Origin of the sequence: Allosphingosinicella sp. (assembly GCF_036403745.1) — a bacterium.
In the GTDB taxonomy this organism is placed as follows: domain Bacteria; phylum Pseudomonadota; class Alphaproteobacteria; order Sphingomonadales; family Sphingomonadaceae; genus Allosphingosinicella.
The window spans coordinates 269,154-293,829 of the sequence record NZ_DASWQI010000043.1; the positions used below are offsets into that span (position 1 = coordinate 269,154).

Here is a 24,676-nt window from a genome sequence, read left to right on the forward strand (position 1 = left end):
CATAATTATGCAATAGCCTGGATCAGCCCCGCCGCCCCTCGGCCGCAATACGCATCCACGCACCGAACAGTTCCGGCCACCGCGACCCCGGCAGCACCGGCGGCAGATGCAGCCCGAAGCCGTGCCCGCCCTGCTGGAACAGGTGCGCCTCGACCGGCACCTTCGCCGCCCGGCAGGCGGCGATCCAGCCCAAACTGTGCTCGAGCGGCACCACCGGATCGTCGATGGCGTGGACGAGGAAGGAGGGCGGCGTCTCGGCGCTCACCCGCGTCACCGGCGAGCGCGCCGCGACGATCTCCGCCGAGGGCGCCGCGCCGCCGCCGGTCAGCATCGTCGGCGCGTGCCCGATCCGCGCATCGGTCACCGGATAGACGAGGCCGGCAAAGGCGGGCCGGGCCGACAGCGCGTCCGCCGCATCGACCGGCGCATAGGTCCGCTCCGCATGCGCGACGCACAGGTCCGCGGCGAGGTGACCGCCTGCAGAGAAGCCCACCACGCCCAGCTTCGCCGGGTCGATCCTCAAATCCCCGGCCCGCGCCCGGATCAGCCGCATCGCCCGCTGCGCGTCCTGCAGCGGCACCTGCCACGGCGTCGCCCATCCTTCGTTCGGCAGCCGATAGGACAGCACGAACACCGTCGTCCCAACAGCATTGTAGCGCTCGGCGACATCCAGCCCCTCATTCTGGAACGAGACGAACTCGTACCCCCCGCCGGGCAGCGACAGCAGGCACGACCCGTCCGAGCGCGCCGGGCGGTAGACATGCACCTCCGGCACCGCGATGCCGCGCAGCCACAGCTCGCGCGACCCCTTCGGCCCGTTCATAGTCGGGTTGAAGGTCGGAAGGACCCCCGGCGCCCCCGGCGCCCCCTTCGGCCACAAGGCGAACCGCTCCCGCGACGGATACAGCGGCGCATCGGGATCGCCCCCCGCCGGCGTCGGCGGCTCCCCCCATTGCTGCGCCGCGGCGCTCCCCGAGGCGAGCGCCCCCGCCAGCGTCATTCCCAGCACATCGCGCCGCCGCATTTGCATCGCTCCCTCCTTTTCACCCTTGGCTTGGATCGCGAGCAGGCATAGCCTCGGCTACGCGACAGGGGGAGAGGCGAAAGGCGGTTCCTCCTTGCCAGATGTTAGCGTTCACATCTAACTGCGCCGAGAGGGCGGGAGAGACGGTGATGCGCAGACTTCACGTGCTGGCGGCGGCATTGATCGCGGCGGCGGGAGCGGCCGTCGCGGCGCCGCCGGCCGCGCCGGTGCGCTGGCCTTCGGTGCACAGCCGCGTCCAGCGGGATTCCGCCGTCGAGGCGCGCATCGACCCCCTGCTTGCTCGCATGAGCGTCGAGGACAAAGTCGCGCAGGTTGTCCAGCCCGACATCGCCGCCGTCACCCCCGCCGACATGCGGCGCTACCATTTCGGCTCGATCCTCGCGGGCGGCAATTCCTCGCCGGGCGGCGTCGAGACCGCGCCGGCGGCCGAGTGGCTGAAGCTCGCCGACGCCTATTGGGACGCGGCGATGGACCGGCCGGCGGGGCAGCTGCGCATCCCCTCCATGTGGGGGATCGACGCCGTCCACGGTCACGCCAACATCGTCGGCGCGACCATCTTCCCGCACAATATCGGCCTCGGCGCCGCCCGCGACCCGGAGCTGATCCGGCGCATCGGTGAAGTGACGGCGAAGGAGATGGCGGTCACCGGCTTCGATTGGGACTTCTCGCCGACGCTGGCGGTGGTCCGCGACGACCGCTGGGGCCGCACCTACGAAGGCTTTGGCGAGGACCCTGAGATCGTCCGATCCTATGCGGGCAAGATGGTCGAGGGCCTGCAGGGCGTTCCCGGCACCCCCGGTTTCCTCCGCGCCGGCAAGGTCATCGCCACCGCCAAGCATTTCGTCGGCGACGGCGGCACCGCGGGCGGCAAGGACCAGGGCGACAACCCCTCCAGCCCCGCCGAGCTGCGCGACATCCACGGCGCCGGCTACCCGCCCGCGATCGAGGCCGGCGTCCAGGCGGTGATGGCGAGCTTCTCGTTGGTGCGCGGCGAAAAGGTCCATGGCGACAAGGATTTGCTGACCGGCGCGCTCAAGGGCGACATGCATTTCGACGGCCTGGTGGTCGGCGACTGGAACGCGCACGGCCAAGTGCCGGGCTGCTCCAACACCAGCTGCGCCGCCTCGATGAATGCCGGCCTCGACATCTTCATGGCGCCCGACAGCTGGAAGGGCCTCTACGAATCGACGCTCGCCCAGGCCCGCTCGGGAGAGATCCCGATGGCGCGGCTCGACGACGCGGTGCGCCGCATCCTGAGGGTCAAGATTCGCGCCGGCCTGTTCGAGAAGGGGCGGCCCTCGTCGCGGCCGTTCGCCGGCCGGTTCGAACTCCTCGGGGCCCCGGAGCACCGCGCGGTGGCGCGGCAGGCGGTGCGGGAATCGCTGGTGCTGCTCAAGAACGAGAAGCGCCTGCTCCCGCTGTCGCCGAAGCTGGACGTGCTGGTCGCCGGCGACGGCGCCGACACCATCTCGAAGCAGGCGGGCGGCTGGACGATCACATGGCAGGGTTCGGGCCTCACCAACAAGGATTTCCCCCACGCCCAGTCGATCTGGTCTGGCATAAACGAGGCGGTGGGCGCCGCCGGCGGCTCCGCCACGCTGAGCCCCGACGGCAGCTTCGCCCGCAAGCCCGCCGCCGCGATCGTCGTGTTCGGCGAGGACCCCTATGCCGAGTTCGTCGGCGACCGCCCCCGCAGCCTCGAATATAGCCCCGCCGACAAGAAGGATTTCGAGCTCCTAAAGCGCCTGAAGGCCGCCGGCATTCCGACCGTGGCGGTGTTCCTCTCCGGCCGGCCGATGTGGGTCAATCCGGAGATCAACGCCTCCGACGCCTTCGTCGCCGCCTTCCTTCCCGGCAGCGAAGGCGGGGGCGTGGCGGACGTGCTGTTCCGCAAGCCGGACGGCGGCGTGAACCACGATTTCCGCGGCAAGCTTTCCTACAGTTGGCCGCGCCGCGCCGATCAGACGCCGCTCAACAAGGGCGACGCGGGCTACGACCCGCTCTTCGCCTACGGCTACGGCCTCACCTATGCCGACGACCGGCACGTGCCCCGGCTTGCCGAGGATCGCCCGGCGGGCGCGGGTATGCCGGACGGCGTCTTCTTCGCCCGCGGGGCGGTGCCGCAAGGCTGGCGCTGGACCACCGCCGGCGCGGTGCAGATGCGCCGCGTCGATCGCCGCGCCCAGGAAGATGCCCTGAGCTTTGCCTGGAGCGGGGCAGGGGAGGGCAGTGCTTTCCTCGCTGCGCCGCCGCTCGACATCTCCCGCGAGGCGACGGGCGAATTGAGCCTCCTCGTCGACTACCGCGTCGACTCCCCGCCCGCCGGCGCCGCAACTCTCTCCATGACCTGCGGCCAAGGCTGCGGCGGCACCATCCCGATCGCCGGCCTGCTCCGCGCCGCACCGGCCGGGCAGTGGCAGACGATGGTCGTGCCGCTGCGCTGCTTCGTCCGCGCCGGCCTCGACCCGAAGCAGGTCGCAAGCCCGGTCGGCGTCAGCACCGCCGGAAGCCTTACTCTCGCGCTCTCCGACGCCCGCATCGCCAGCGCCGCGGTGCCGCAGGACCGGTGCGGAGCGCCCTGATGGCCGCTCGCCCGCCCCGCGTATCGATCATCGGCGAGCGCGCCCCGATCTTCTGGGGTGCGTGCATCGCCATCAGCCTCGGCGTGCTCGCCCATTTGCCGATGCTGGCGATGGCGCACCACATGCACAACCGCCTCGCCGGGATGGGCATGGACCCGCAAATGTGGGCCGGAATGGTGCTGATCGTTCTCGGCGTGCCGGCGGCGATATACGGCGCCCTGCCCAGGCACCGCACCACCCACGATGCTCACGCCGGCACGAGCTACGAGGCGCCCGATACGACGCCGCTCGGGCGGTGGCATGTCGGCGTGCTCGCGGTTTTGATCATCGGCCTCGTCATCGACGTGATGAAGCCGGCCACCCTCGGCTTCGTGCTGCCGGGGATGAGCGCGGAATACGGCATCTCCAAAACCACCGTCGCCTGGTTCCCGTTCTGCGCGCTGGTCGGCACCACCATCGGCTCGTTCGTCTGGGGCTGGATTGCCGACGCTTATGGCCGCCGCGTGTCGATCCTGCTGTCGACCATCCTCTTCGTGTCGACGTCGATCTGCGGTGCGATGCCGCTCTTCCAGCTCAACCTCATCATGTGCTTCCTGATGGGCTGCTCGGCCGGCGGCATGCTCCCCGTCGTCTACACCCTCCTCGCCGAGATCATGCCGCCGAAGCACCGCTCCTGGGTTCTGGTCCTGGTCGGCGGAACCGGCCTCGTCGGCGGCTATCTCGCCGCGAGCGGCGCCGCCCACACGTTCGAGCCCCAATTCGGCTGGCGCGTGCTGTGGCTGCAGGGCTTCCCGACCGGCATCCTGCTGCTCTTCCTCGCCCGCCTCATCCCCGAATCCCCGCGCTTCCTCGCCGAGCAGGGCCGCACCGCCGAGCTCGCCGAGATGGAGCGTAAATACGGCATCGTCCCCCGCGCCCGCGAAGCCCGCCCCGACGATGCAACGGTGGCAGTGCAGCGCCACGGCAAGCTCACCGCCGCCTTGGTCGTCACCGCGCTCAGCTGGAGCTTCATCAATTTCGGCCTGCTCCTGTGGCTCCCCACCGATCTCCAGGCCCGCGGCTATTCCTCGGCGCTGGCGAGCGGCATCCTCGCCAAGTCGGCGCTCGTCGCTTTGCCGACGATCATGGCCGCCGCCTGGCTCTACGCCCGCTGGAGCAGCAAATGGACCCTGGTCGGCACCATCCTCCTCACCCTCCTCGGACTCGCCGGCGCCCTTCTCCCGGTCCGCATCCTCGCCTCGGACGTCGTCATCGTCACCGTCATCGCGTCGCTGATCGTCGGCACCAACGGCATGATCGCCGTCCTGCTCCCTTATGCCGCCGAGAACTACCCGCTCGGCATACGCGGCCGCGCTACCGGCCTCATCGCCGGATCGAGCAAATTCGGCGGCGTCGCCGTCCAGGCCTTCGCGCTGCTGGGCTTCATCCCGACCCTGGCCGGCGGCGCCGCCGCCCTCTTGGTGCCGATGCTGCTCTCGGTCGGCCTCGTCGGCTATGCCGGGCGCGAGACTCGCGGGCGCAGCCTCAGGGAGCTGGAGGTCGGGCTTTAGGCGGTTGCGCGGGAAGGACCGTTATCGGCTGGCCTTTCTTCCCCTGCATCAGGGTCCGAATCTGCTCATGCGTCGCCGGCGCCGCTGGCAGGACGAACCGACTGGGGTCCACGCGCCCCTCCTCGACCTTTTCGAGCGTCATCGGTCCGAACTTCAGCGGCGCGCCCTTGTCGAGCAAGGCCTGCATCTGCGCGAAGACGGTTGCCCCGGGGGCACACGAACCCATCATCTTGGTGCTGGACCGGAACTGGGCCGCCATCGCCGCGCCCAGTGGGGCCAGCGCCGGGTCGCGGCTGATGACGACGTCCGGAGATCCGGGGCTGCGGCCACCGCTGGAATAGGCGTCGCCGGTCCGGCCGGCGATGGTGACCTGCCCTTGGGAGACGAGGGCCGCGAGCGGTGGCGCCTTGGCTATCTGCTCGCAAAAATGCGGGTCGGCCTTACGCATCTCCTCCTCGGCGGCGGCCGCCATTTCCTCGACGTCGGCCACTAACGGACCATCAGGTTCCGGAATCACGAAATAGACCCGGCCCTGATGCCGGATTATCATCATGGGCTTGTTCACGCCGGTCATGGTCATGTCGCCGCGCAGGTCGCCGTTGGAGGCGATCTGGATGGTCATCGTCATGGGCACGCCCGCTCCGGGCATCGTGTAGGTCGCCGTCATATCGGCACGCGCGGGTGCCGCGAGGGCCGCCGAAGCAGCGAAGAGGGCCCACATTTTCATCGATGATCTCCCACCACCTTGGCCATGACTAGACCAATCGTGCTGCCCCCGCCAACCATCACCCGCCGCGCTTCAGCGTCTCGCGGGCGATGACGAGTTGCTGGACCTGGCTGGTCCCTTCGTAGATGCGGAACAGACGGACGTCGCGGTAGAGGCGCTCGATGCCGTAATCGGCGATGTACCCCGCGCCGCCGAAGATCTGCACGGCGCGGTCGGCGACGCGGCCGACGGTCTCGCTGGCGAAATATTTGGCCGCCGCGGCTTCCAGCGTGATCGGCGCGCCTTCGTCCTTCAGCCGCGCCGCCTCGATGACCAGCGCCCGCGCCGCCAGCGTCTCGGTCTTGGAATCCGCGATCATCGCCTGGACCAGCTGGAAGTCGGCGAGCGGCTGCCCAAACTGCTTCCTCTCCTTCGCATAGCCGACCGCATCCGCGATCAGCCGCTCGGCGATGCCGACGCACACCGCGGCGATGTGCAGCCGCCCGCGGTCGAGCACCTGCATCGCGATGCGGAACCCCTCGCCCTCTTCGCCGAGCCGGTTGGCCGCCGGCACGGCCACATCGTCGAAGATCACGTCGCAGACATGGGCGCCCTGCTGGCCCATCTTCTTCTCGGGCCTGCCGATGCCGAGGCCGGGCAGGTCGGCGGGCACCAGGAACGCCGACACGCCCTTGGCGCCGGGCTCGCCCGTCCGCGCCATCACCGTGAACAGCGAGGCCTTGTCGGCGTTGGTGATGAAACGCTTCGAGCCGTTGAGGCGGTAGACGTCGCCGTCGCGTACCGCCCTGGTCTGCACCGAGGCGCTGTCGGAGCCGGCGCCGGGCTCGGTGAGCGCGAAGCTGGTGATCACCTCCCCGCTCGCAATGCGGGGCAGCCACTGCGCCTTCTGCGCGTCGGACCCCGCCATCACCAGCCCCTGGCTGCCGATGCCGACATTGGTGCCGAACACCGAGCGGAAGGCGGGCGTCGTGCCGCCCAGCTCCAGCGCGACCCGCACCTCTTCGCCCATAGTGAGGCCCAGGCCGCCATATTCCTCGCGGATGGAGAGGCCGAACAGCCCCATCTCCCGCATCTCCTGGACGATGTCGGTAGGCACCTCGTCGTCCTGCTCCACGCGCGCCTCGAGCGGGCGCAGGCGCTCGGTGACGTATCGCCGTACGGTGGTGAGGAGGAGATCAAAGGATTCGGCGTCGAGGGGCATGTCCGAGTCTCCCCCCTCCCGGATTTGCGGGAGGGGTTGGGGGTGGGTTCTTGCGGCGAAAGAGCCGCTTCGCGGCCCCACCCCTTAATCCCCTCCCGGAAATCCGGGAGGGGAGATTCAATACCCCCGCATCCGCGCCAGCCTGTCGGCGTGATAGGCCGCGTCGCCGAACAGCTCGTTCAGCACCCGGTCGCGCTTCATGTAGAGGCCGATGTCGTACTCGTCGGTCATGCCGATGCCCCCGTGCATCTGCACGCCCTCCTGCACCGCCAGCCGCGACGCCGCGCCGGCCTTTGCCTTGGCGACCGAGACCATCGCCTCCGCTTCGTCGCTCTCCTCGTCGAGCAGCTGCTGCGCCTTGAGCGTCGCCGCCCGCGCAATCTCCAGCTCGGAATAAAGATGCGCCGACCGGTGCTGCAGCGCCTGGAATTCGCCGATCAGGCGACCGAACTGCTTCCTCTGCTTGAGATAGTCGACCGTCATCGCCATCGCCTGGCTGCCGAGCCCGACCATCTCCGCCGCCGCGCCTGCGCGACCGGCACTGAGCACGCGCCCGAGCACCGCCTCGCCGCCGCCGACCTCGCCGATCACTGCATCGGCATCGACCTCGACGTCCCGCAATTCCATCCGCGCGCCGATGCTGGAATCGACCAGCCGCACGCCTTCCGTCTCCAGCCCGCTCGCCGCCTTTTCGACCGCGAACAGGGTGACGCCCTCTTCGGCCCGCGCCGCCACCACGATCAGGTCCGCCGAGGCGCCCTGGACGACGAACTGCTTGGCGCCCGACAGCCTGAAGCCGTTCCCGGAGCGCTCGGCGCGCATCTCGATCTCCTCGGGCCGGTGCTTGCGCCCCTCGTCGACCGCCAGCGCCGCCACCGTCTCGCCGGCGAGAATGCCGGGAAACCAGCGGGCGCCGTGCGGGGTGCCCTTCAGCGCCTCGACGACCGCAACGGCCGTGATCAGGAACGGCGAGGGCGTCAGGTTGCGCCCGATCTCCTCCAGCACGATGCCCGCCTCGACATGGCCGAGCCCGAGCCCGCCGTCTCCCTCGGGAATGAGGATGCCGGTAAAGCCAAGCGCGGCGAACTGCTTCCACAGCCCGTGCCCGAACCCGTCCTTGCACCCGATGTCCCGCCAATGCCGCAGCTGGCCGCCGATCGCGCCCTCGGCCGCCATGAACTCCCGCGCGGTGTCGCGGAGCATGTTCTGATCGTCGTTGAGGTAAAGGGGCATCTGTCAGGCTCCGGGAAGGTCGAGGATGCGCTTGGCGACGATGCCGAGCTGGATCTCACTCGTCCCGCCCTCGATCGAGTTCGCCTTGGTGCGGAGCCACTCGCGGGCGGCCTTGCCGCCGCGGGCGCGGTCGCTTTCCCATTCGAGCGCGTCGGAGCCGCCCGCGGCCATCGCCAGCTCGTGGCGCGCCTTGTTCAATTCGGTGCCGGCGTATTTCATCATCGACGGCTGCGCCGGATGCGCCATCCCCGCCTTGAGCCCGTCCAGGAACCGCTCCGACATCGCCCGGAAGGCGAGCGCGTCGACGTCGAACTTCGCCACCTCCGCGCGCAGCACCGGATCGTCGGCGAGCACGTCGGCGAAGGCTTCGCCGAGGCTCTGCGACCCGCTGCCGCCGAGCCCCATGCCGCTGATCATCTCACGCTCATGACCGAGCAGATATTTGGCGACGTCCCACCCCTTGTTGACGTCGCCGACCACCTGGTCCTTCGGTACCTTCACGTCGTCGAAGAAGGTCTCGCAGAAGGGCGAGTTGCCGGAGATGAGCAGGATCGGCTTGGTCGAGACGCCGGGGCTCGCCATGTCGAACAAGAGGAAGCTGATCCCCTTATGCTTGGGCGCCTGCGGGTCGGTGCGCACCAGGCAGAAGATCCAGTCCGCCTTGTCGGCGTAGCTGGTCCAGACCTTCTGACCGTTGACCAGCCAATGGTCGCCCTTATCCTCGCACTTGGTCTGGAGCGAAGCGAGGTCCGAGCCCGCGCCCGGCTCCGAATAACCCTGGCACCAGCGTATCTCGCCGCGCGCGATCTGGGTGAGGTAATGCGTCTTCTGCTCTTCGGTCCCGTACTTCAGCAGTGCCGGCCCGAGCATCGAGATGCCGAAGCTCATCAACGGATTGCGCGCGCCCAGCCGCGCCATCTCCTGCCGCAGGATCTTGGTCTCGGCCGGCGATAACCCGCCGCCGCCATAGGCCTTGGGCCAGTCGGGCACGGTCCAGCCGCGCGCCGCCATGCGCTCCATCCACAGCTTCTGCGCCTCGCTTTGAAACACGGCATTGCGGCCGCCCCAGCAGGCGTCGCCCTCGTCGCGCATCGGCTGGCGCATCTCGGCCGGGCAATTCGCCTCCAGCCAGGCGCGGGTGTCGGCACGGAAGGTCTCGAGCTCAGCCATCACCGCCTCTCCTTTACGTAAACGTCAGTGCCGCCCGCCGCGCCGCGCGTCAACTGTGGCGGCCCCCTTTACCGCAGCCGCCAATGGGCTAGTCTCGCCGCGCTGCCGCAAACTGCGGCCGGGGAGGGGCACAGCATGATCGGACGGTCGCTCGGCTACAATCTCGCAAGGCTGTTCAATTTCTCCGGACGCGAGACGCGGCGCCTGTTCTGGCCCTACGCGATCACGGTCTTCGTCCTGACCATCATCATCGACATGCTGCTCTTCGTTCCGGTGATGATGCAGATGATGCAGCGCATGGCGGCCTATGTGCAGGCGCACCCGGAAGGGCTACCCCAGCCTGCGGCGGGGCAGCCGCCGGTGTTGCCGCCGGAACTGTTCCCGGACATGCGCTCGGTGCTGATGCCGATGGTCGCGGTCTCGGTCGCTGCCATGTTTCTCTACGCGGCCGCCGCCGTCCGCCGGCTCCACGATTGCGGCCGCACCGCATGGTGGGCGGCGCTTCCGGTCCCGTTCATGGCCGTCGGGATCGCGTTGGCCCCAAGGGCGATGGACGGGGTGATGCATCTCGACTCGGCGCCATCGCTCTGGTCGACGCTCGGCAGCCTGAACAGCCTCGTCTCCTGGGGCATCTGGATCCTGCTGATCGTGTTCCTGGCCAGCCAAAGCGAGACCGGTCCGAACCGCTTCGGGGAGGCGCCCGCGCTCAGCTGAACTCCATCGCCTCGTCGTCCGTCCGCCCGAGGGTGAACGCGGCAAGGTCCCGCAGATAGTTTTGCGGCACCCGCCACGGTCCCTTCGAGCCCCGCACCGGCAGCGCGTCCGAGGCGCGGGCGATGTAGCCGGAGGAGAAATCGAGCAGCGGCTCCCGCGCCACCGACGCATCGCGCAGGCGCGGCGTCGCGATCCGCTTGCCGCGCGCGTCCATATGCTCGAGCAGCCGGCAGACGTAACGGGCGGTAAGGTCGCATTTCAGCGTCCACGAGGCGTTGGTATAGCCGAAGGCGAAGGCGAGGTTCGGCACGTCCTCCAGCATCATCCCCTTGTAGACCAGCCGCCCGGCGGGGGAGGCTGGGACGCCGTCCATCGTCAGCGATACGCCGCCCATCAACCTGACCACCAACCCCGTCGCCGTGACGACGATGTCCGCCGGCAGCTCCTCCCCCGATTTGAGCTTCAGGCCCGTCGATGTGAACCGCGCGATCTCGTCGGTGACGACCGACACATTGCCCGCCTTGATCGCCTCGAACAGATCATTGTCCGGCACCAGGCACAGCCTCTGGTCCCAGGGATTGTAGCGCGGGCCGAAATGCCGCTCGACGTCGTAGTCCGCCGGCAGCGTCTTGCGGATGCGCTTGAGGATTGAGCGGCGCGCCGCCTGCGGCCGCCGCCGCGCCACGCCGTAGAGGTAGCGGGCGAGCGCCACGTTCTTCCACCGCACCGCCGCCGCCGCCGCCCGCTGCGGCAGGAAGCGGCCGAGCCAGCCCGCGATCGGGTCGCGCGCCGGCAGCGACACGACATAGCTCGGCGAGCGCTGCAACATGGTGACGTGCGCCGCTTGCTCCGCCATCGCCGGCACCAGGGTCACGGCCGTGGCGCCGCTGCCGATCACCACCACGCGCTTGCCCGCGAAGTCGAGATCCTCCGGCCAATGCTGCGGGTGGACGATCGTGCCGCCGAAATCCTCTTCGCCGGGCCAATGCGGGCGGTAGCCGCCGGCATAATCGTAATAGCCGGCGCACAGATAGAGGAAGCGGCAGGTGAAGTGCCGCGTCCCCGCCAGCGTCTCCACCTCCAATGTCCACCTTGCGGCCGCCGTCTCCCACCGCGCCGCCGCGACGCGGTGGCGAAAGCGGATGCGGCGGTCGATGCCGAAGGCACGGGCCGTGTCCTCGACATAATCCCGAATCGCTTCGCCGCCGGCGATGGAGAGGTCGCCCGTCCACGGCCGGAACGGGAAGCCCAGAGTGTACATGTCGCTGTCGGAACGGATGCCGGGATAGCGGAACAGGTCCCACGTCCCGCCGATCGCCTCGCGCGCCTCGAGGATGGCGTAGCTTTTGCCCGGCAGGCGGCTCTGCAGCCGGTACGCGCCATCGACGCCGGAAATGCCGGCGCCGACGATCAGCACGTCGAAATGTTCGGTAATGCCGCCCGCCTCCGCCATGCCGCTTCATGGCAGGCGGCGAGGGGAGGGGGAAGGGGACCGCCGGCCTGTTAGCGGGCTTGGCAGATCAGGTGGGGCGCAATGCCCACACCGTTCGCCCTGACCCTGTCGAAGGGCCTTCCTTTTTACCGAGGAGGAGGGGAAAGGGCAGGGCTTCGACAAGCTCGGCCCGAACGGTGTCGGGAGCGAGGGCACGAGCGAGGGAGCCTGTATGCGGTTGAGGAAATGGTGGGTGGGTGCGGCACTCCTGGCACTTGCCGCCGGGCCTGTGCAGGCAAAGGACCCGCTCGCCCCCACCGGCCGCTGGAGCGCCAACGAGCGCGGCGCCGCCCGTACCCCGCCGATGGGCTGGAACAGCTGGAACGCGTTCGGCACCCGCATCACCGAGGACAAGGTGCTGGGCGCCGCGCAGGCGCTCGTCGACACCGGCCTCGCCAAGCTCGGCTACACGTACGTGAACATCGACGACGGCTGGTGGCTGAAGCGCCGCACCGCTGATGGCCGCCTCCAGGTCCGCACCGCAATCTTCCCGAGCGCCGCCACCGGCGGGCCGGAGGAGACCAGCTTCCGCCCCTTCACCGACCGGCTCCATGCAATGGGCCTCAAGGCCGGCATCTACACCGACGCCGGCCGCAATGCCTGCAGCCAGGCTTTCGACCTCAAGTCGCCCAACCTGCCGGTGGGCACGCCGGAGGAGCGCAGCGTCGGCCTCTACGGCCATGTCGATCAGGATATCGGCCTGTTCTTCGGCGACTGGGGGTTCGACTATGTGAAGGTCGATGCCTGCGGCCTCGCCGATTATGCCGGCAAGAGCGAACTCGTCGCCCGGCAGCATTACGTGCCGCTCGATCCGCTGATGGAGCGCGGCGTCCTCAGCCGCACCGATATCGCGGGCATGCGCGGCCTTTACCTGCAGGTCGCCGAGGCCCTCCAGCGCCACCGCCCGAACGGCGATTATGTCTTCTCGATCTGCGCCTGGGGCCAGGCCAATGTCCGCGCCTGGGGCAAGGATGTCGGCAACCTCTGGCGGACCAGCGACGATATCACGCCCTCCTGGACGCGCATGCTCCACACCTACGACAGCGCCGCCGACCGCCCGCTCTACGCCCAGCCTTATGCGTGGAACGACCCGGACATGCTCGAGATCGGCCTCGGCGACTTCGACGAGAACCACCTCACCGAAGCGCGCAGCCATTTCTCGCTCTGGGCGATGATCGACGCGCCGCTGCTGATCGGCGCCGACCTCCAGAAGATGCCGAAGCCGCTCCTCGACATTCTCTCCAACGCCGACGTCATCGCCCTCAACCAGGATTCCGGCGGCCATCAGGCGGTGCGCGCCTTCACCTCCGAGGATTTCGAAATCCTGGTGAAGACTCTTTCCACCGGCGACAAGGCCGTGCTCCTCTTCAACCGCGGACTGGCGCCGATCAGAGCGATCCTTACCGCCGATCATTTGAAGATGGCCCGCAACGCGCCCATCGCTCTCCACGATCTCTGGTCGAAGCAGGACGTCCCCGCCTTTACCGGCGAGACCAGCATCGCCCTCGCCCCGCGCGAGAGCCGCCTGTTCACCGCTAAGGGCCCGCGGATCCTCCCCGCCGGCATGTATCTCTCCGAGCTCCCGGGCGCGGTGAACGTCGCCGTCGACGGCGTCGTCCGCCCGGAAGTCGATCCGCTCGTCCACCGGATGGTCAATCCCTGGGCCGGCTCGCGCGGCCCCGGCGAGCGCCCCGCTTATGGCGGCTATGGCGGCGCCCAGGCCGACGCAGCCCCCTACGGCACCAGCCTCCAGGTCGCCGGCCGGGTGTTCGGCGCCGGCATCGGCATCCTCGCCGGCTCGCGCATGGAGGTGCGCAACACGGGCCATTGGCGCAGCTTCGCGGCCCTGGTCGGCGTCGACGACAATAGCCGCAACGCCGGCGCGAAGCTGCGCTTCTACGTCTACGGCGACGGCAAGCTGCTGGCGAAGACCAAGCCCATCGCTTTCGGCGAACCGGCGGTGCGCGTGAACGCCGACATCGCCAACATCCGCCTCGTAGAGCTGGTGGCCAAGCCGGAAAAGAACGAACCCCTCGCCCCCGCCTCCGCCGCCTGGGGCGACGCGGCGTTCCTGAATTGACCGTCGCAAAGAGTGGCGCGAAACCGCGGTTTCCGGCAGAGGTGAGCGGCGCCGCAAGAGCAGGGGAGGGGAGCCATGGACTTTGACCTTACGGAAAGGCAGGCTTTCTTCCGGGACCGCGTGCGCGAGTTCATAGAGACTCGGATTCGCCCTCGTACCGGCGACTACAAGCAGCAGCTCGCCGCGGGCGACCGCTGGCAGCCGCTCGCCGTCATCGAGGAGCTGAAGCCGCAGGCCAAGGCCGCAGGCCTGTGGAACCTGTTCATGCCGCCCGGCCACGCGCTCAAGCACGTTGACGAGAGCTTCGCCTTTGAGGGCACCCAGCTCACCAACCTCGAATATGCCCTCTGCGCCGAGGAGATGGGCCGCATCGCCTGGGCGAGCGAGGTGTTCAACTGCTCCGCCCCCGACACCGGCAACATGGAGGTCCTCCACCGCTACGGCAGCGCCGAGCAGAAGGAGCAATGGCTGCGGCCGCTGATGGAAGGCGAGATCCGTTCCGCCTTTTTGATGACCGAGCCGGCAGTGGCTTCCTCGGACGCGACCAACATCCAGTGCGAGATCCGCCGCGACGGCGACTCGTACGTGCTCAACGGCCGCAAATGGTGGTCGTCGGGCGCGGGCGATCCGCGCTGCAAGGTCGCCATCGTCATGGGCAAGACCGACCCCGGCGCCGACCGCCATCGCCAGCAGTCGATGGTCCTCATGCCCTTGGACGCGCCCGGCGTCACCGTCGAGCGCGCGCTCACCGTCTACGGCTATGATGACGCCCCGCACGGCCACATGGAGATCGAATTGAAGGACGTGCGCATCCCGGCCTCCGCCATGCTGCTCGGCGAGGGCAGGGGGTTCGAGATCGCCCAGGGACGCCTCGGCCCCGGCCGCATCCACCATTGCATGCGCACCATCGGCGCCGCGGAGGAGGCGTTGAAGGCGATGGTCAAGCGCCTCCAGTCCCGCGTCGCCTTCGGCAAGCGCCTCATGGAGCACAGCGTCTGGGAACAGCGCGTCGCCAGCGCCCGCATCGACATCGACATGTCGCGCCTACTCTGCCTCAAGGCCGCCGACCTCATGGACAAGGCCGGCAACAAGGCCGCCCAGGCCGAGATCGCCATGATCAAGGTCTTCGCGCCCAACATGGCGTTGCGCATCATCGACGACGCCGTCCAGGCGCATGGCGGCGCCGGCGTGTCGCAGGACTTCAACCTCGCCGCGAGCTGGGCCGGCATCCGCACCCTCCGCCTCGCCGACGGCCCGGACGAGGTGCACAACCGGGCGATCGCGCGGCTGGAGTTCGCCAAGCACAGCCCGGAGTAACCACTAAGCGTCACCCCGGACTTGATCCGGGGTCCACCTTCTCTTCCAGAACCCGGGGGAAGAAGGTGGATGCCGGATCAAGTCCGGTATGACGAAGGGAGAAAGCGCATGAATCTCTTCGATCTCACCGGCAAGGTCGCCATCGTCACCGGCTCGTCGCGCGGCATCGGCCGGGCGATCGCCGAAGCGATGGCCGATCACGGCGCCAAGGTGGTGATCTCCTCCCGCAAGGCCGAGGCGTGCCAGGACGTCGCCGACGCGATCAACGCCAAGCATTCCGGCGCCGCCATCGTCGTCCCCGCCTCGATCTCGTCCAAGGAGCAGCTCCAGCATCTCGTCGACGAAACGCGGCGGCAGCTGGGCCAGATCGACGTCCTGGTCTGCAACGCCGCCTCCAACCCCTATTACGGCCCGATGGGCGGCATCACCGACGACCAATTCAGGAAGATCCTCGAAAACAACGTCATCGCCAACCACTGGCTGACCCAGATGGTCGCCCCGGAGATGATCGCGCGGAAATCGGGCTCGATGATCATCGTCAGCTCGATCGGGGGGCTCAAGGCCTCGGCGGTGATCGGCGCCTACAACATCTCCAAGGCCGCCGACTTCCAGCTCGCCCGCAACCTCGCCGCCGAATTCGGGCCGCACCAGGTCCGCGTCAATTGCATCGCCCCCGGCCTCATCCGCACCGACTTCGCCAAGGCGCTCTGGGAAAACCCCGAAACGCTGAAGGCCGTCACCGCCCACACCCCGCTCCAGCGCATCGGCGAACCCCACGAAATCGCCGGTGCCGCCGTGTTCCTGGCGAGCGACGCCTCCACCTTCGTCACCGGCCAGGCCATCGTCGTCGACGGCGGAAGCACGACGGGCGTGGGGTTGTGAGGGGTCCGCGCAGAGACGCAGAGGCGCAGAGAGGCCGTACCCGTCCCGCACTCCCTCGAGCGCCTTTCCGCGACAGCGGGTCCATCGCAATCGCCTTCGGCGGAAAAGTGCGGGAACCTCGGCGTCTCTGCGCCTCTGCGTCTCCGCGCGAGATCAAGCGGCCTTGATGAAGGGAACGGTCCTATGAGGCTCGAGAACAAAGTCGCCATCGTCACCGGCGCGGCGTCCGGCATCGGCAAGGCTGCCGCCGCCCTCTTCCGCGCCGAAGGCGCCCGCGTGATCGCCGCCGACAGGACCGAAGGGGACGGCATTCTCGGCGCCGATGCCGGCTCCGACGCCGACGTCCGCCGCCTCGTCGACACCGCCGTCCAAGAGCATGGCGGCCTCGACATCTTCTTCGCCAACGCGGGCGTTTCGGGCGGCCTCGCCTCGCTGTTCGAGCAGAGTGCCGAGGAATGGGAGGCGATCCTCAGGACCAACCTCATCGGCCCGTTCCTCGCCATCAAGCATGCCGCCCCGCACATGCGCGAACGGGGCGGCGGATCGATCATCTGCACCGCGTCGGTAGCCGGCATCCGCGCCGGGGCAGGGGGCCCCGCTTATTCCGCATCGAAGGCCGGCGTCATCAACTTGGTCAAAGTCGCCGCCACCCAGGTTGCCGGCGCCAACATCCGCGTCAACGCCATCTGTCCCGGGCTCATCGAAACCGGCATGACCAAGGGCATATACGACAATGCCCGCGCCGCCGGCCGCGAGGATCTGATCGGCCATTTGAACCCGATGAAGCGCGGCGGCGTCCCCGACGAGATCGCCCGCACCGCCCTCTTCCTCGCCTCCGACGAATCGAGCTACGTCAACGGCCACGCCCTCGTCGTCGACGGCGGCCTCAGCGCCTCCCACCCCTTCTACCGCCAGGAATTCGGCCGCACGTCCTTCTAGGATTCACCCGATCTCTTCCGGGCGAACCAGATGACGTGGCGGGGGCCCTTGCCGTTCTCCCGCGCCCGCACCGCCACCTCCTCGACGGCGAAGCCCGCCTGCGCCAGCCGCCGCGCGAACGGCGCGTCCGGCGCCGCCGACCAGATCGCCAGCACGCCGCCGGGCCGCAGCGCCGCCTTCGCCCGCGCCAGGCCCTCGCGCGAATAAAGCCGGTCGTTGGCGGCGCGGACCAGCCCGTCCGGGCCGTTGTCGACGTCGAGCAGGATCGCGTCCCAGGCCCCCGAAAGGTCCCCGATCGCCTCCGCCACGTCCGTCTCGACCAGCCGCACGCGCGGGTCGTCGAGGCAGCCCGCCGTCAGTGCGGCCATCGGCCCGCGTGCCCAGGCGAGGATCTCCGGCACCAGTTCGGCGACCGTGACGTGCGCATCGCGGCCCAGCGCCGCCAGCGCCGCGCGCAGCGTAAAACCCATGCCGTAGCCGCCGATCAGCAGGCGCGGCGCCTTGGGATCGCGCAGGCGGGCGATCGTCATCGTCGCCAGCGCCTCTTCCGATCCGCGCATGCGGCTGTTCATCAGTTCGCTGCGGTCGAGCACGATCATGAAGTCCGCCCCGCGCCGGAACAGCCTCAGCTCCGCCCCGCCCGGCACCCGCGCCGTTCCAAGATGCTCGCGCGGTGTCACAATTGCGGCTGGCGATCCCTTGGGACCACAAGAAGGCTCTTGGCGCCCGCGCGGGACATGTCCAAGTGATTCAGGATCATCTCCCGCGCCCTTTCCCGCATACGGCCGATCGCCGCCAGCCTCATTTTCGATGAAGAGTTGGGAACGTCCGCGCCGCCTAGTTCCCCGCCTCCGACGAGAGCTCCTGCGCAACGCCCCTGCGCGGTGGTGGACGGGGGCCCCGCGGCTCGCACCCTGTGGTCGCACCGCCCTTTGAAGCCATCGCCGCGACGCCGTCGCGGCGATGATCGCCGAGCGTACGCTTATCTCTGGCTGAGAGCGGCCTCGATGGCGGCGAGCCGCTCCTCGAGCCGGTTCACCTGCAGGCGCAGCCTCGCCACCTCGCGGGTCTTCGCCTCCAGCTCCGTGGTGCGGTCGTCGAGCGCGCGCACGGCCGCGAGGCTGAGGCCGGCCAGATCCTGAACGCCGATCGAATTGGTGCCGACTCCCAGCCGGAAGCCGGCGTAGAAATCTTCCGCCATCGGCCCCGCATGGCGCACCCCGGGGCCTTCGCTCTTGTAGTTCCAGGTCGAGATTGGAATGGTGCGAAGCTTGCTCAGCACGTCCGTGCCGCTCAACGGTTGGAAATTCTCCTTCGTCGTTCGGCTCGACGTGCAGTTGAACACGCCCGATCCCGCCGGGAGATTGCAGCCGGTGGTGCCCGTGAGATTGGTGCGGAAGCGGAAGCCGCCGGTGGCGCGGGCGGCGAACTCGTTGTTCGCATTGTTCCTGAACGTGTCCGCCGATGCCGTCGCCGAGGCGTCCGACCAGATGAAGGTGCCGCTGAAGCCGTTGTTCGAGGCGAACTTGCCCATCGCCGTGCTGTAGTCCTGGTCGGCCGTCACGTTATAGCCAATCGCGACCGCCGCGAGCCCGCGCAAATTGAAGGAATCGGGATCGCACTTGCCGTTGATCAGCGGCCCGCCCGACTGCGCCTTGTTGCCGAAGGCGACGCCATAGGTGTCGCACACCCGATTGCCGGCGCCCGCCGAGAAGCCCGCGGCGCCCTTGACCTGGTTGCCGCTGCCGAACACGATCGACGAGGTGCTCTCGGCCGAATTGGTGTCGCCGAAGGCGAGGGCATAGAGGCCGATCGCGGTCGAGTTGGAGCCGCCCGCCCAGGAGAAGAAGCCGACATTGGCATCATCCCATTCGGCGTCCGCATAGCCGGAGCGGAAGGCGCCCTTGTAGCTGTCCCACGAGGTCCGATAGCCCTTGCCCTGCATCGGCGACACGCCGATGCCGAGATTGCCCGTGGCGACGAAGCTGCCGTTCTGGAAGACCTTGAACCAGGCGGGCGTGTGACCGCCTGGGCCCGAGCAGCAGGTCGAGCCGCCGCGCAAATTGATCATTGGCGCGGTGCCGTTGGCATCGCCGACCGAGAGCTGCTCGGCGGCGGGGACGAACTTGACGAAGTTGGCGTCGGTATAGGCCTTGTTGACGGCGTCGGTCGCAGCGACGGGTGCGCCGACATTCTGAAGGCGGTTGCCGCCCGCGGCGAGCTGCGTGAAGCTGTTCTGACCCGTCCAGTTGTTGTTGGAATCGAGCGTGCCGATGCCGGTGCCCGCGCTGGTCAGCGTCGAGCCGTCGGAGAAGATGATGCCGTTGCCGGCGCCGCCGATGCGGATATTGCCGAGGACGTCGAGCTTCTGCACCGGCGTATCGGTGCCGATACCGATATTGCCGGCGGCGGTGATCCGCAGCCGTTCGATCGCGGCCACGCCGGTCGGCGCCGTGCGCAGCACGATTGCTCCCAAGTCGTTCGAGCCGGCGTCGATAAAGGCATAGCCCGGGCGGGTGGGGTGGGCGCTGCCGAAAAACTGGATCGCCGCGCCTTCGTGGACGGGCGAGAGATCGGGCGCGGCGATGATACGGAAGCCGCCGCTATTGTCCGACAGCTTGATGTCCGACCGGTGATTGGGGCCCGCCGGCGTCAGCACCAAATTGCCCGTATAGGATGTGTCCTGGGCGAAGGCAGGGCCCGCAAAGGGGACGGACAGGAAGGCCGCGAAACAGGCCTTGAGCGTCAAGTTCTTCATCTCTGATACCCCCAGTTTTCTATTTATTGCATGGTCAACCGTACGCACCGCCGGCGAAGTCGATGTCTTTTCCGTTAAAGACATTCGCGCGCGGCAGTGTTTCGCTCGCAGAGCGGGCGGTTCACCCCCAAACCGTGCGCACCGGGTACAGGAGCGCCGCCAGGCGCGCGAGCGTTTTCCCGCACACATGTCGCGCGCAAACCGGAAATATTTGCCACAATGCGCACCGATAGCTGCGCATACCGGTCTTTTTAAGGCGCGGCGGCGGCGCTACCGGCCCGAACAGACCTGCTGTGCGCGCGAAGCGAGCCGCGGCCGGCCGCTGCGCGTCGCCAGTGCCGCGGCATCGGCGCAGCGGCCGGCGGCAAGCAGTCGGCTCATCGTGGCGATCAGGCCCTTGTCGAGCACCGGATCGCCGCCCGTAGTGGCGCCGGCGGCGGTCAGCGCCGCCGCATAATCCTGCGGCGTCCCCCGCGGCGATGCCGCCTCGCCGCAGGGCTGCGCCGCCGCCGCGCCACACGCGAGCGGCTTAGCTGCCGCGGGCACGGCGTCGGGACTCTTCGCCACAGGCTCGGGACTCGCCTCCTTGCTCGCCGGAGCGTTGCGCACGACCGGTGGGGCTAGGCCCTTGCCGCTCTGCATCGCGGCAGCCGGCGCGCCTGCGATCAGCAACAGGAGGGCCGGTGCCAGTCTGGTCGTCATCGCCATGGCGGCGATCCTATGTTCGGTTTCGCCGCCTTGCAATGAGGCGCGATCGGGCGGACAGGACCGGCGCCCGTCCCTGCCGAGAACTGGCGGCGGCGGCGTCGGGAGTGGCTGTGAAGGTCGTCATCTACGGTTCTGCCAAGAGCGGCACGTCGGCTCTCTTCTACAAGATCAAAAACTCGCTGCCCGCCGGCACGATCGCGCTTTTCGAACCGAGGACCTACACGCTCATCGACCGTGCCGTCGGGCGGCTCCGGGCCCTGCGGCACGGCAACGCTACCCCCGATGTGCTGGCGAAGGTGCTGCCGTGGGACATGGGGCCTGTCCGGGTTGCCGATTTCGAGACATTCGACCGCCAGATCCTCATCGTCCGCGATCCACGCGATCGGATCGTCAGCGATCTCCTCTACCGAAGCTACAATGCCCGTTTCGTTCATGACGGGAGCGCCGCGCTCGCGTTGCTGCGGCTCCTTGAGCGCAAGGAGGCGGAGCCCCGTTCCGTGCCGCTGATGGAGATCGTCCAGGCTTTCGATGCGCTCGAACACGCCGCCGGAGCGCACGCGTCCTGGCGCGAGCGCTACGCCGAGCGTGGCATTGCGCGGCCGCTGCGCTTTCACGACGCGCGGCCGGACTTGCACCTGTTCCGCTACGAGCAGCTCGTCGACGGCGAATTCGACGATTTGGAGGCGATGCTCCGCCTGCCGCTCGCGGGCTCCGCCGATCTGCCGCACCTGTTGCAGAGGGTCGAACGCACGAAGAGTTACGGGACGTGGCGCAGCTGGTTCACCCCCGCCGATGTGGATATCTTCCGGCCGATCCTCCAGCCGTTTCTCGATCGCTATTATCCCCGCGCCGGCTGGGATCTCGACGATGTTCCGCAGCTCGCCCCGCGCTACGGATCTCGGTACGTGGCGTCGGTGATCAACGAGCGGCGCGCGCTGTCGCGACTGCCGCCGTTGCCGGATCGCTGATCCGTGGCCGGATCGACCCGAAACGATTTCGCTTCCGAGGCCGGTGCGCCTCGCCTATTCCTTTTCGAGCGCAGAGCCGCGCCTGCCACCTGCCAGCGACGGGGAACCAGAGACTTGCACCCCTTTGTCCGACCGATCCGCGCGCACGGCCGTGCTCCGGCGGGAGCCGGCGATTGAAGGTGCACATCCCTGGCTCGGAAAAGGGCTCCGCGAGGAAATCCATTTCGAGCCCTTCGATCGAGATCGCCCTCGCGACATGCGACAGCGAGCTTTATCTAGGCGAGCTCCTGGACTCGCTGTTTTCGCAGACGCGGCAGGATTTCACCATCCTCATCGCCGACGATGCCTCGCAGGACCGGACCGCTGCGATACTCAAATCCTATGCGCGCCGTTTTCCCGGCCGGATCACGCAATTGCCGCAGAATCCGGTTCGGCTGGGGGTGATCGCCAATTTTGACCGCCTTCTCGCGCACAGCGAGGCCGATTACGTCTTCCTGTGCGACCATGACGACGTCTGGCTGCCGGACAAGATCGAGCGCACCCTCGCCGCGATGCATGCGCTGGAAGCCGGTTGCGGGCCGGAGACGCCGCTCCTTGTTCACAGCGACCTGATCGTCACCGATCCCCGGCTCAATGTGATCGGCTCCTCCTTTTTCGACTATTCCGGGATAGATCCGCGGCGGAACAGCCCCGTCCACCTCCTGCTGGCCAATGTCGTGACGGGCTGCGCGAGCGTGATCAACAAGTCGCTCTGCGCGCTGGCAAGGCCCATCCCCGCCGCGGCGATGATGTACGATCACTGGCTTGCGCTGGTCGCCGCCACGACCGGCAGCATCGCTTACGTCGATGCGCCGACGATCCTCTACCGGCAGCACGGTGGCAACGCGATCGGTGCAAAGCGTCCGCGCGCTGTCTCCTTCGTGCAGCGGGCCTATGGCACGCTCGTCAGCCGGGAGCGCGAACGGCTGCTGAGGCGATATTCAGCCCAGGCCGCAATCCTGCTGGCCCGCTTCGGGGACCGGATGCGCGCGGCGGACCGCGAGGCGGCGACGGTGCTCGCCCGTTTATGGGAGATGCCGCGCCTCAGCCGTTACGACGCGCTTCGGCGTCATGGGCTTGGTCTTCATGGCCTCGCCCGCAATATCGCCCTGTTCATCGTCGTCACGCGCGCAGCCCGTCGCCGTTCGACGGAGTGAGGCCGCAAAGCCCTCATCGGGTGGTCCTGGTTGACGTTTACGTAAAGCAGGGACTATCGGGGCGCAAAGCTTCAGCCGGGGAGAGCCAATGAGCCCGATCACCACCCACCGCCACGGCGACGTCCTCGTCGTCACCTCCAACAATCCGCCGGTGAACGCGCTCGGCCACGCCGTACGCGAAGGCCTCGTCGCAGCGATTCACCAAGCCGATGCGGACGAGGCGGTGAAGGCGGTGGTGATCGTCTGCCAGGGCCAGACCTTCTTCGCCGGTGCCGACATCAGCGAGTTCGGCACCCCCAAGGCGATGCAGCAGCCCGTCCTGCCGCAGGTCGTCGACATCATTGAGAATTGCACCAAGCCGGTCGTCGCGGCGATCCACGGCACCGCGTTCGGCGGCGGCCTCGAAGTCGCGCTCGCCAGCCATTACCGCGTCGCCTTGCCGTCGGCGAAGCTCGGCGTGCCGGAAGTGAAGCTCGGCCTCCTCCCCGGCGCCGGCGGCACCCAGCGCCTGCCGCGGGTCGCCGGCGTCCAGAAGGCGCTGGAGATGGCCGCGACCGGTACGCCGATCTCTGCGAAGGAGGCCTATGGCATCGGCCTCGTCGACCGCCTCATCGAGGGCGATCTCGAGCAGCACGCCGTCGCTTATGCCGAGGAGGTGCGCGACGTCCGCCCGATCCCGCGCACCAGCGAACGCCAGGACAAGGTGGACGGCACCGACCCCTCCGTCTTCGCCGAATTCCGCAAAGCGAACGCCCGCAAGTTCCGTGGCTTCGACGCCCCGGAGTTCAACATCCGCGCCATCGAGGCCGCCGTCACCAAGCCCTATGGCGAAGGCGTCCAGGACGAGCGGCGCCTGTTCATGGAACTGATGACCGGCACCCAGGCCCGCGCGCAGCAATATTTCTTCTTCGCCGAGCGCAAGGCCTCGAAGATCGACGGCCTCCCCGAGGACACCCAGCCCCGCGCCATCAACCGCGTCGGCGTGATCGGCGCCGGCACGATGGGCGGCGGCATCTCGATGAACTTCCTCTCCGCCGGCATCCCCGTCACGATCGTCGAGACGCAGCAGGAAGCGCTCGATCGCGGCACCGCCGTCATGCGCAAGAATTACGAGGCGACCGCCGCCAAGGGCCGGATGACCGCCGAGCAGGTCGAGCAGGCGATGGGGCTCCTTACCCCGACGCTTGGCCTCGACGCGCTGGCCGATTGCGACCTCATCATCGAGGCCGTGTTCGAGAATATGGACGTGAAGAAAGAGGTGTTCGGCAAGCTCGACGCCATCGCCAAGCCCGGCGCCATCCTCGCCTCCAACACCTCCTACCTGAACATCGACGAGATCGCCGCCTCGACGTCGCGGCCGCAGGACGTCGTGGGCCTCCACTTCTTCTCGCCCGCCAACGTCATGAAGCTGCTGGAAGTGGTGCGCGGCGCGAAGACGGCGCCCGACGTGCTGGTCACCGCGATGAGCCTCGCCAAAAAGATCCGCAAGGTCGCGGTAGTGGCGGGCGTCTGCTACGGCTTCATCGGCAACCGCATGCTGATCCCGCGCCAGACGCAGGCGATGCGGCTGCTGCTGGAGGGCGCGACGCCCGAGCAGGTCGATCGCGTCCATGTCGAGTTCGGCATGCCGATGGGCCCGTTCCAGATGGCCGATTTGGCCGGCGTCGACATCGGCTGGCACCGCGATCCGACGCGCATCGAGAATATCCGCGACGCGCTCTGCGCGATCGACCGCTGGGGGCAGAAGAAGGGCGCCGGCTTTTACGATTATGACGACAAGCGCCGGCCGAGCCCGTCGCCGGTCGTCCAGCAGATCATCGAGGATTTCGCGGCGAAACAGGGCGTCGAGCGGCGCGAGATCAGCGACCAGGAAATCGTCGAGCGCACGCTCTACTCTATGGTCAATGAAGGCGCGAAGATCCTCGAGGAAGGCATCGCCCAGCGCGCCTCCGATATCGATGTGGTGTGGGTCTACGGCTACGGCTGGCCGGTATACCGCGGCGGTCCGATGTTCTGGGCGGACACCGTTGGCCTGCCGACGATTGTCGAGGGGCTCAAGCGCCAGGAAGCACGCATGAAGCCCGAGTTCAGCTTCTCGCAGCTGCTTGTCGAAA

General features: G+C 68.4%; 19 protein-coding genes. 10 read left to right on the top strand and 9 right to left on the bottom strand.

From position 1 onward, the window contains the following. Positions 1 to 22: 22 nt before the first annotated feature. Positions 23 to 1,024, bottom strand: coding sequence for an alpha/beta hydrolase (locus tag VGC56_RS07990; RefSeq protein ID WP_464124351.1), 1,002 nt, complete (start codon positions 1,022 to 1,024; stop codon positions 23 to 25). 149 nt (positions 1,025 to 1,173) lie between these two features. On the opposite strand from VGC56_RS07990, the gene VGC56_RS07995 reads away from it, so the two are divergent. Further along, positions 1,174 to 3,627 (top strand): glycoside hydrolase family 3 protein, encoded by a 2,454-nt coding sequence (locus tag VGC56_RS07995; protein WP_464124352.1) that lies wholly within the window; start codon positions 1,174 to 1,176, stop codon positions 3,625 to 3,627. Beyond that, the gene (locus VGC56_RS08000) at positions 3,627 to 5,177 is read left to right on the top strand and encodes an MFS transporter (protein WP_464124353.1); all 1,551 of its coding nucleotides are present in this window, start codon (positions 3,627 to 3,629) and stop codon (positions 5,175 to 5,177) included. The genes VGC56_RS07995 and VGC56_RS08000 overlap by 1 nt, the downstream gene beginning before the upstream one ends. Here the strand turns inward: VGC56_RS08000 and VGC56_RS08005 are convergent. From VGC56_RS08005 to VGC56_RS08020, 4 genes are all read right to left on the bottom strand, one after another. Continuing rightward, positions 5,152 to 5,904, bottom strand: a complete 753-nt coding sequence (locus VGC56_RS08005; protein ID WP_464124354.1) for a hypothetical protein — start codon at positions 5,902 to 5,904, stop codon at positions 5,152 to 5,154. The genes VGC56_RS08000 and VGC56_RS08005 overlap by 26 nt on opposite strands. Positions 5,905 to 5,962: 58 nt before the next feature. Next, positions 5,963 to 7,105 carry an acyl-CoA dehydrogenase family protein gene (locus tag VGC56_RS08010; RefSeq protein ID WP_464124355.1) on the bottom strand — a complete coding sequence of 381 codons (1,143 nt, stop codon included), beginning with the start codon at positions 7,103 to 7,105 and terminating at the stop codon, positions 5,963 to 5,965. Positions 7,106 to 7,222: 117 nt separating this feature from the next. After that, complete coding sequence (locus VGC56_RS08015) at positions 7,223 to 8,338, bottom strand: acyl-CoA dehydrogenase family protein (RefSeq protein ID WP_464124356.1); 1,116 nt, start codon at positions 8,336 to 8,338, stop codon at positions 7,223 to 7,225. Between the two features lie 3 nt (positions 8,339 to 8,341). Continuing rightward, entirely contained in the window at positions 8,342 to 9,508 is a 1,167-nt protein-coding gene (locus tag VGC56_RS08020; RefSeq protein ID WP_464124357.1) for an acyl-CoA dehydrogenase family protein, read from the bottom strand. A gap of 135 nt (positions 9,509 to 9,643) precedes the next feature. Here VGC56_RS08020 and VGC56_RS08025 point away from each other — a divergent pair, with 135 nt between their 5' ends. Continuing rightward, positions 9,644 to 10,222, top strand: coding sequence for a DUF805 domain-containing protein (locus tag VGC56_RS08025; RefSeq protein WP_464124358.1), 579 nt, complete (start codon positions 9,644 to 9,646; stop codon positions 10,220 to 10,222). Here VGC56_RS08025 and VGC56_RS08030 read toward each other — a convergent pair. Beyond that, positions 10,215 to 11,675 carry a flavin-containing monooxygenase gene (locus VGC56_RS08030; protein WP_464124359.1) on the bottom strand — a complete coding sequence of 487 codons (1,461 nt, stop codon included), beginning with the start codon at positions 11,673 to 11,675 and terminating at the stop codon, positions 10,215 to 10,217. The two genes, VGC56_RS08025 and VGC56_RS08030, sit on opposite strands and share 8 nt — an antisense overlap. A 232-nt stretch (positions 11,676 to 11,907) precedes the next feature. Here VGC56_RS08030 and VGC56_RS08035 point away from each other — a divergent pair, with 232 nt between their 5' ends. The 4 genes from VGC56_RS08035 to VGC56_RS08050 all read left to right on the top strand — a co-directional run bounded on the left by VGC56_RS08035 (position 11,908) and on the right by VGC56_RS08050 (position 16,932). After that, a complete protein-coding gene (locus VGC56_RS08035) occupies positions 11,908 to 13,794 on the top strand; it encodes an NPCBM/NEW2 domain-containing protein (RefSeq protein ID WP_464124360.1) in 1,887 nt (628 codons plus the stop codon). A gap of 75 nt (positions 13,795 to 13,869) precedes the next feature. Then, positions 13,870 to 15,111, top strand: coding sequence for an acyl-CoA dehydrogenase family protein (locus VGC56_RS08040; protein ID WP_464124361.1), 1,242 nt, complete (start codon positions 13,870 to 13,872; stop codon positions 15,109 to 15,111). Between the two features lie 108 nt (positions 15,112 to 15,219). After that, positions 15,220 to 15,993, top strand: a complete 774-nt coding sequence (locus VGC56_RS08045; protein WP_464124362.1) for an SDR family NAD(P)-dependent oxidoreductase — start codon at positions 15,220 to 15,222, stop codon at positions 15,991 to 15,993. A gap of 183 nt (positions 15,994 to 16,176) precedes the next feature. After that, positions 16,177 to 16,932: an SDR family NAD(P)-dependent oxidoreductase gene (locus VGC56_RS08050; protein ID WP_464124363.1), complete on the top strand. Its 756-nt coding sequence runs from the start codon at positions 16,177 to 16,179 to the stop codon at positions 16,930 to 16,932. On the opposite strand, the gene VGC56_RS08055 is transcribed toward VGC56_RS08050, so the two are convergent. The 3 genes from VGC56_RS08055 to VGC56_RS08065 all read right to left on the bottom strand — a co-directional run bounded on the left by VGC56_RS08055 (position 16,929) and on the right by VGC56_RS08065 (position 20,398). Further along, positions 16,929 to 17,612: a spermidine synthase gene (locus tag VGC56_RS08055; protein ID WP_464124364.1), complete on the bottom strand. Its 684-nt coding sequence runs from the start codon at positions 17,610 to 17,612 to the stop codon at positions 16,929 to 16,931. The genes VGC56_RS08050 and VGC56_RS08055 overlap by 4 nt on opposite strands. A 302-nt stretch (positions 17,613 to 17,914) precedes the next feature. Next, positions 17,915 to 19,690, bottom strand: coding sequence for a tail fiber domain-containing protein (locus tag VGC56_RS08060; protein WP_464124365.1), 1,776 nt, complete (start codon positions 19,688 to 19,690; stop codon positions 17,915 to 17,917). A 270-nt stretch (positions 19,691 to 19,960) separates the two neighbouring features. Further along, positions 19,961 to 20,398, bottom strand: coding sequence for a hypothetical protein (locus VGC56_RS08065; protein ID WP_464124366.1), 438 nt, complete (start codon positions 20,396 to 20,398; stop codon positions 19,961 to 19,963). A 104-nt stretch (positions 20,399 to 20,502) separates the two neighbouring features. Here VGC56_RS08065 and VGC56_RS08070 point away from each other — a divergent pair, with 104 nt between their 5' ends. The 3 genes from VGC56_RS08070 to VGC56_RS08080 all read left to right on the top strand — a co-directional run. Further along, on the top strand, positions 20,503 to 21,366 hold the full coding sequence (locus VGC56_RS08070; protein ID WP_464124367.1) for a sulfotransferase family protein: 864 nt from the start codon (positions 20,503 to 20,505) through the stop codon (positions 21,364 to 21,366). Positions 21,367 to 21,545: 179 nt separating this feature from the next. Further along, a complete protein-coding gene (locus VGC56_RS08075; protein WP_464124381.1) occupies positions 21,546 to 22,562 on the top strand; it encodes a glycosyltransferase family 2 protein in 1,017 nt (338 codons plus the stop codon). 88 nt (positions 22,563 to 22,650) lie between these two features. Beyond that, a partial coding sequence (locus tag VGC56_RS08080) for a 3-hydroxyacyl-CoA dehydrogenase NAD-binding domain-containing protein (RefSeq protein WP_464124368.1) occupies positions 22,651 to 24,676 on the top strand: 2,026 nt, incomplete at its 3' end.